Consider the following 6557-nt stretch of genomic DNA (forward strand, 5'->3'; position numbering starts at 1 on the left):
GGGTCAGGGGCCGCACCATGAAGAAGATCGCAAGCGCAGCAGTGCCGATGCGGGGCAAAAGCCACAGCGTCGTCGACCAATCCTGCTGGCCGAGCGAACCGGCGCCCCAGATGAACAGGCTGGCCAGCCATTCATGCCGCAGCACGATGAGAGCGGCACCGATGGCGCCGGCATAGAGGCTGACCACAAGCCCCGCCAGCACCACCGAAAGCGGCGACAGGCCCTTGTGCCAGGACAGAGCGATGACGGCGGCAAGGGCCATAAATGCGCCGGCCAGCGCCACCCATTCGCGGCCGAAGGCAAGCAGGGACGGTGACAGAAGCGTCGCCAGTGCCAGCGCCAGATAGGCGCCGGCCGAGACGCCAACGGTTTCAGGCGAGGCGAGCGGGTTGCGCAGAACCTGCTGCAGGACAGTTCCGGCAAGCCCGAGCGCCGCACCGCACAAAAGGCTGATCGCAAGACGGGGCAGGAAGGCATAGTGGACGAGCACCTGCCGCATGTCAGCGATGTCGGGAGCGGCGAGCGATTGGAGCCAGAGCGCCGATGGCAGTTGCACGGTGAGGTTCGAGACGGTTGCCGCTGCCGCAGCCGCGAGCAGCACCGCGCAAAGCAGGATCGCGCCTACCGGCTGATTGCTGGAAAAGCTCCACACGGGGGCCCGGCCGGCCGACGCAGGCTTCCCCCTTTGGGCAATGGCAGCATCCTCAGCCATGGGCGGCCTCCGCGGTCATCGCCGATGCCAGGACCCGAGCAAAACGGCTCGCGGATGGAAGCGCGCCAAACATCAGGACGGCAGGAAGGCGCATGATCGAGCGGTTGCGCACGAAGGGCATGGCATTCCAGACCGGACTTTCGGTCAGCGTGCCGCCGGCGCCCTCAGGCAAGGGTTCGAGATAGGCGAGGCGCGCATCGCTGGATGTCGCCAGCCCGTCGATGCCGACGGTCGAAAACCCCCAATAGTTGGTCTCGGCCGTCCACGCGTTGCTGAGCCCGATGCGGTCGAACACCTCCTGAAACAGGCTCTTTGCGCCGTAGACGCGCACATTGCGGGGGTCCAGGAAGCTGACGACATAGATCGGCCGTGCCGAAAGCGGCGCCAGTTGCTGGCGAACCTCCAAAAGATACGCGTCTGTCGCCGCGATCAGCGCCTCGCCTTCGCTTTCCTTGCCGACAAGCCCGGCGAGCTGGCGCGTCGCCTCGAGCGCGCGCCGATAGGGTTGCCCGGCCTCGGTATAGAGCCCGATCGTCGTCACTGGAGCCACGCGTTCGAGCAGCGGCTTGATGCCCTCGAGATACGGCATGGACAGGATGATGTCGGGCCTGAGCTGCTGCAGGAATTCGAGATTGGGCTCGAGCAGCGTGCCGAGATCGGCGACGTCGGGCGGCAGCCGCGGCTCGACCACCCATTTCTCCCAGACCTCCCGATCGGCAATGGCGACCGGGCTGACACCGAGCATGAGCAAGGTCTCGGTCAACCCGTCATCCAGGCAGACGATGCGCAACGGACGGGCTTCAGCCGTGGAGGACCTCATGCCGGCGAACGGCAGCGAAAAAAGCCCGAGCGCCTGGCGCCGGGTCATTCGGCTGCGCAAATGATCGGGCGCGGCTCTCGACTGGGGCTCTTGGTCTCTCTGCAATGCGGCCGGCCCTGCTTTTCGGGGGTTGGTCTCCAGTGACCACTGCCCGGTGACTATGAAACATGAGTATACTAGTCAACATTTAAGATGCCTGCCCAGTCAACTTTCACGCAACCGCATGCCAAGCGCAGACGCCCACTGGCCGCAAGGCGATTCGCCCGTACAACAACCCTGTGCGACGTCACCGTCCGAATCACGGTTTGCGAAGCCCAATCCGCGCCCCGCATCATTTTTCCTCCACGAATGCATTCCATGATAGAGGGAGCTACGGTCGCCTTTGGGCAGCCGTTTCCTGGATTGCCTGAGAGACCAAAGACGGCCAAGAACCAAAAGCCGGCAGCAAGCCGCCACCTGAAGACGTCAAGGACCGGTCGAACGCATCAAGGCAGCGTGATCGGGTTGCACTCGGCAAGGCTTGATGATTTGTTGCCGCTATACGGAGAACGAATGATGCGAGAGCCTGCCGGTCAAGACGAATACGGGTCGACGAACCCTTTCGATCCGGACGACCTGCCAACCTTGAACGCAATCGGCCCGAGCATGGGAAGCGGCAATGATTTCGAGAGATATGCCGTTGCCGTGATCATCGTGTTCGGTGCGCTGATCATCGGCGGGCTGATGGCCGCATCGATGGTCTTCGGGCACCGCAACGGCTTCCTCTTCGCGCTTGGCGGCGCCACATCCGCCTGGATCTCCGGAAATGCGCTGCTGCTCGACCGGCCGCGCATCTATGCGCTGTTCGTCGGCATTGCCGCCTTGATGCTGGTTGCGTCCACCCTCACGCTGGTCTTGTGACGGTCAAGTCGGTGTGAGCCGATCCACTTGAGCAGCGGGCGATCAACCCGAATCGCCACGCTGCTCCAAGCTTTTCCTCCGAGCTGTCAGTATCCGAGCGCCTCGCCAGAGGCCGCGCGGCTGTCGATGGCGCCGTTGTAGCGCGCGCCGCCGCCTTTCTCGATTTCCGCCAGGCTCTTGCCGCCGACCAGGATGCCGGCGGCCTGACCCCAGGTCTGGTCGGCGAGATCGAGGTGATATCCCATGCCGGCCAGCAGCTTTTCTGTGTCCGGCGACAGGCCGAACGGCTCGACATACACCTTGTCGGGCAGCCATTGATGGTGGATGCGCGGCGCGTCGATCGCCTCCTGGATGTTCATGCCGTGGTCGATGACATTGACGATCGCTTCCAGCGTGATGGTGATGATGCGCGAACCACCGGGGCTGCCGATGACCATGAACGGCTTGCCGTCCTTGGCGACCACGGTCGGGCTCATCGACGACAGCGGCGTCTTCTTCGGCTGGATGGCGTTGGCCTCCCCCTGGACCAGGCCATAGAGGTTGGGCACGCCGGGTTTCTGGGTGAAATCGTCCATTTCGTTGTTGAGCAGGATGCCGGTGCCGTCGGCGACGACGCCGGCTCCAAAGGAACCGTTCAACGTGTAGGTGACCGCGACCGCATTGCCCGCATCGTCGATGATCGAATAATGCGTCGTCTCCTTGCTCTCGCCAAAGCCCTTCGGCATCAAATCCTGCGACACGCCGGCCCGGAACGGGTCGATCTTGTCGCGGATATCCTTGGCATAGGCCTTATCAAGCAGTTTCGAGACCGGGTTATCGACGAAATCAGGATCGCCAAGCGCTGAATTGCGGTCGACATAGGCGTAGCGCATCGCCTCGACCATGACGTGGACCGTCTCGGCGGAACCTGCGCCGAGATAGGACAGCGGGTAGCCCTCCAGCACGTTGAGGATTTCGCAGATGATGATGCCGCCGGAGCTGGGCGGCGGCGAGGAGGTGATCTCGTAGCCGCGATAGGTACAGGTCACGGGCTTGAGCTCACGCACCGCATATTGCTCGAAATCCGGCTTGGCGAGAATGCCGCCCTTGGCGCCGCTCGCCTTGATGATGGCGTCAGCGATGGCGCCTTTATAGAAGGCATCCGTACCCTTTTCGGAAATGGCGGCGAGCGAGGCGGCGAGGTCGGGCTGGACCAGCCGCTCGCCGATGCCATAGGGCTTGCCGTCGGGTTTCAGGAATATGGCGGCGGCCGCGGGGTCCTTCGCCAGCCTGTCGGCACTGCCGGCAAACGAGGCAGCGTCGCCCTGGTTGAGGATGAACCCGTCCTTGGCGTAGCCGATTGCCGGCGCCATCAGATCCTGGCGGGACAATTTGCCGTATTTTTCACGGGCCATCTCGAAGCCAGCCACAGAGCCCGGTACGCCGACGGCGAGATAGCCGTCGAGGCTGGCGCCCTTCACCGGGTTGCCGTCCTTGTCGAGATACATGGTTTTTGTCGCCGCCAGCGGCGCCCGCTCGCGGAAATCGAGAAAGGTCGATTTGCCGTCCTTGAAGCGGATGGTCATGAAGCCGCCGCCGCCGATATTGCCGGCATTGGGGTAGACGACGGCGAGCGCATAGCCGACGGCAACCGCCGCGTCGACAGCATTGCCGCCCTTCTTCAACACCTCGATGCCGACTTCGGACGCCAGATGCTGGGCCGTCACCACCATGCCGTGCTCGCCCTTGGCCGGCGCCGGCGAGGCGGCGAAGACACTCGTCAACGGCGCCAGGACAAAGGTGATGGAAAGACTGGCGGCGATCAGTGTCCGACGGTTGAGAGGCATGGCGGTTCTCCGGGCGGGGGGATGCCTAGAAGACCGTGTTGGACGGATCGAGTCCACTAACAATTAAGGGAGCACGAGAAAGAGCCCCCTCACCCGGATTGCCAACCGAATTGCGAAGGGCAATTCGGGGCAATCCGACCTCTCCCCGAGGGGAGAGGAGGTGTCAGCGCTGACGCCAGTCTCTTCTCCCTGCGGGGGTGAGGCGTGGTCCGCGCAGCGGGCGAAAAGCCAACTGCTTGGCTTTTCGAACAACGAACGCCCGGAGGGCGGTGGCCGCAAAGCGGCCGGATGAGGGGGCCGGCTCGGCCTCAGACAATGCCGCCCGAACCGCCAGCGACTGCAGGGCGTTCCGCTGCAACCTTGGCGCGGTAACCCGCCGCTCGATAGGCGGCGACCGGGTCGATGGCGCCGCCGGTCTTCAGCCGCGCCATGGCGAGGATCGGCTCGACATCGGTGCGGTAGGCCGCTTTCAGCGTCTGCGTCGCCATCAGCGCGTCATTGCTATCCTGAAAATCTTCCAACGCCTTGCGGTCGACCAGCAGCGCCTGCGCATAGGCGCGCTGCACCTCGACCGCCGATAGCATCAGGCTTTCGATCGGATCGGTGACGTTGTGGCTCTGGTCGAGCATGTGGGCCGGGTCGAACCCCTCGGCGCCGGAAAGTTCGGCGTCGACCAGTTCGTTGAAGACGAGAAACAGCCGGTAAGGATCGATCGAACCGGCATCGAGATCGTCGTCGCCATATTTCGAATCGTTGAAGTGGAAGCCGCCGAGTTTTTTGAACTGGATCAGCCGCGACACGATCATCTCGATGTTGACGTTTGGGGCATGGTGGCCGAGGTCGACGAGACAGAACGCCTTGTCGCCCAGCTCCTGCGCGATCATGTAGTTGGTGCCCCAGTCCTGCACGACGGTGGAATAGAAGGCCGGCTCGTACATCTTGTGCTCGCTGAACAGCTTCCAGTCGGCGGGCAGTCCGGCGTAGACCTCTTTCATGGCGTCGAGATAGCGCTCGAATGCCTTGGCGAAATTGACCTGGCCGGGAAAGTTCGAACCGTCGCCGATCCACACCGTCAGCGCCTTGGAGCCGAGCGTCTTGCCGATCTCGATGCATTCGAGATTGTGCTCGACCGCTTGCCGGCGCGTGCCGGCGTCGGCATGCGACAGCGAGCCGAATTTGTAGGAGAGCTTCTGGTCCTTGGCGTCGGAAAAGGTGTTGGAGTTCATGGCGTCGAAGCCGAGGCCAAAGCGCGAGGCCGCTTGCTTCAGCCGGTTCGGATCGGCCTTGTCCCACGGAATGTGCAGGGAAACGGTCGGCGTCGCCTGCGTCAATTGCTGGATGACGGCGCAATCCTCGATCTTGTCGAAGATATCGCGTGGCTCGCCGGCACCGGGAAAGCGGGCAAAGCGCGTGCCGCCGGTGCCGACGCCCCAGGACGGGATCGCCACCGCGAATTTCTCGACCTTGTCTCTGATAGCGTCGATGGCGATGCCGCGACGGTCGAGCCGCTCGCCGAGCGAGGCGTAGTCGCGCTCGAGGTTTGCCTTGCGCGCGGCGTTGTCCTTGTCGACGAGGTCGGCGGAGATGATGTGTTCCATCGTCCCCTCCGCTCAGCGCGTGAACGACTGGGCGTTGCCCGCGTCGACATTGATGATGTTGCCGGTCGACTTGGCCGACATGTCGGACGCCAGGAAATAGATCGCCTCTGCGATGTCTTCCGGGAAGACCGAGCGCTTCAGCATCGAACGCGAGCGATAGTGCTCCTCCAGATCGTCGGTCGACATCTTGTAGGCGGCGGCGCGCTGTTCCTTCCACTCGCCGGTCCAGATCTTCGAGCCGCGCAGCACCGCGTCCGGGTTGACGACATTGACCCTGATCTGCGCCTCCGCGCCCTCCAGCGCCAGGCAGCGGGCGAGATGGATCTCGGCAGCCTTGGCGGTGCAATAGGCGGCGGCGTTCGGCGATGCGGCAAGGCCGTTCTTGGAGGCGACGAAGACGACGTTGCCGCCAATCTTCTGCGCGCGGAACAGCCGGAACGCTTCCCGCGAGACCAGGAAATAACCGGTCGACAGGATGTCCATGTTCTTGTTCCACAGCGCCAGCGTCGTCTCCTCGATCGGCGCCGAGGAGGCCAGCCCTGCATTCGATACCAGAATGTCGATGCCGCCGAACTCGACCGCTGTCTCGGCAAAGCCCGAAATGACCTGCTCCTCCGAGGTGACATTGATCAGCACCGGCCGCACGAAGTCCCTGCCGTAGACTTTCGCCAGTTCGTCATTGGCGCTGGCCAGTGCTGTCT

At 63.6% G+C, this 6557-nt stretch carries 6 protein-coding genes; 1 reads left to right on the top strand and 5 read right to left on the bottom strand.

Translation table 11 applies throughout. The features are described from left to right. The coding region (locus EN884_RS20495; RefSeq protein ID WP_164895076.1) for an iron chelate uptake ABC transporter family permease subunit at positions 1 to 712 on the bottom strand (712 nt) is incomplete at its 3' end. Then, positions 705 to 1580, bottom strand: coding sequence for an ABC transporter substrate-binding protein (locus EN884_RS20500; RefSeq protein ID WP_024503125.1), 876 nt, complete (start codon positions 1578 to 1580; stop codon positions 705 to 707). The genes EN884_RS20495 and EN884_RS20500, both read right to left, overlap by 8 nt. 504 nt (positions 1581 to 2084) lie before the next feature. On the opposite strand from EN884_RS20500, the gene EN884_RS20505 reads away from it, so the two are divergent. Beyond that, positions 2085 to 2432: a hypothetical protein gene (locus EN884_RS20505; RefSeq protein WP_032808338.1), complete on the top strand. Its 348-nt coding sequence runs from the start codon at positions 2085 to 2087 to the stop codon at positions 2430 to 2432. Between the two features lie 86 nt (positions 2433 to 2518). Here EN884_RS20505 and ggt read toward each other — a convergent pair whose 3' ends face one another. From ggt to EN884_RS20520, 3 genes are all read right to left on the bottom strand, one after another. After that, positions 2519 to 4258 carry a gamma-glutamyltransferase gene (gene ggt / locus EN884_RS20510; RefSeq protein ID WP_063170036.1) on the bottom strand — a complete coding sequence of 580 codons (1740 nt, stop codon included), beginning with the start codon at positions 4256 to 4258 and terminating at the stop codon, positions 2519 to 2521. Between the two features lie 308 nt (positions 4259 to 4566). After that, positions 4567 to 5856 carry an L-rhamnose catabolism isomerase gene (rhaI, locus tag EN884_RS20515; protein ID WP_063170035.1) on the bottom strand — a complete coding sequence of 430 codons (1290 nt, stop codon included), beginning with the start codon at positions 5854 to 5856 and terminating at the stop codon, positions 4567 to 4569. A 12-nt stretch (positions 5857 to 5868) separates the two neighbouring features. Next, a partial coding sequence (locus EN884_RS20520; protein WP_128360708.1) for an SDR family oxidoreductase occupies positions 5869 to 6557 on the bottom strand: 689 nt, incomplete at its 5' end.

Origin of the sequence: Mesorhizobium sp. M7A.F.Ca.AU.001.01.1.1 (assembly GCF_004022735.1) — a bacterium.
GTDB lineage: Bacteria > Pseudomonadota > Alphaproteobacteria > Rhizobiales > Rhizobiaceae > Mesorhizobium > Mesorhizobium ciceri.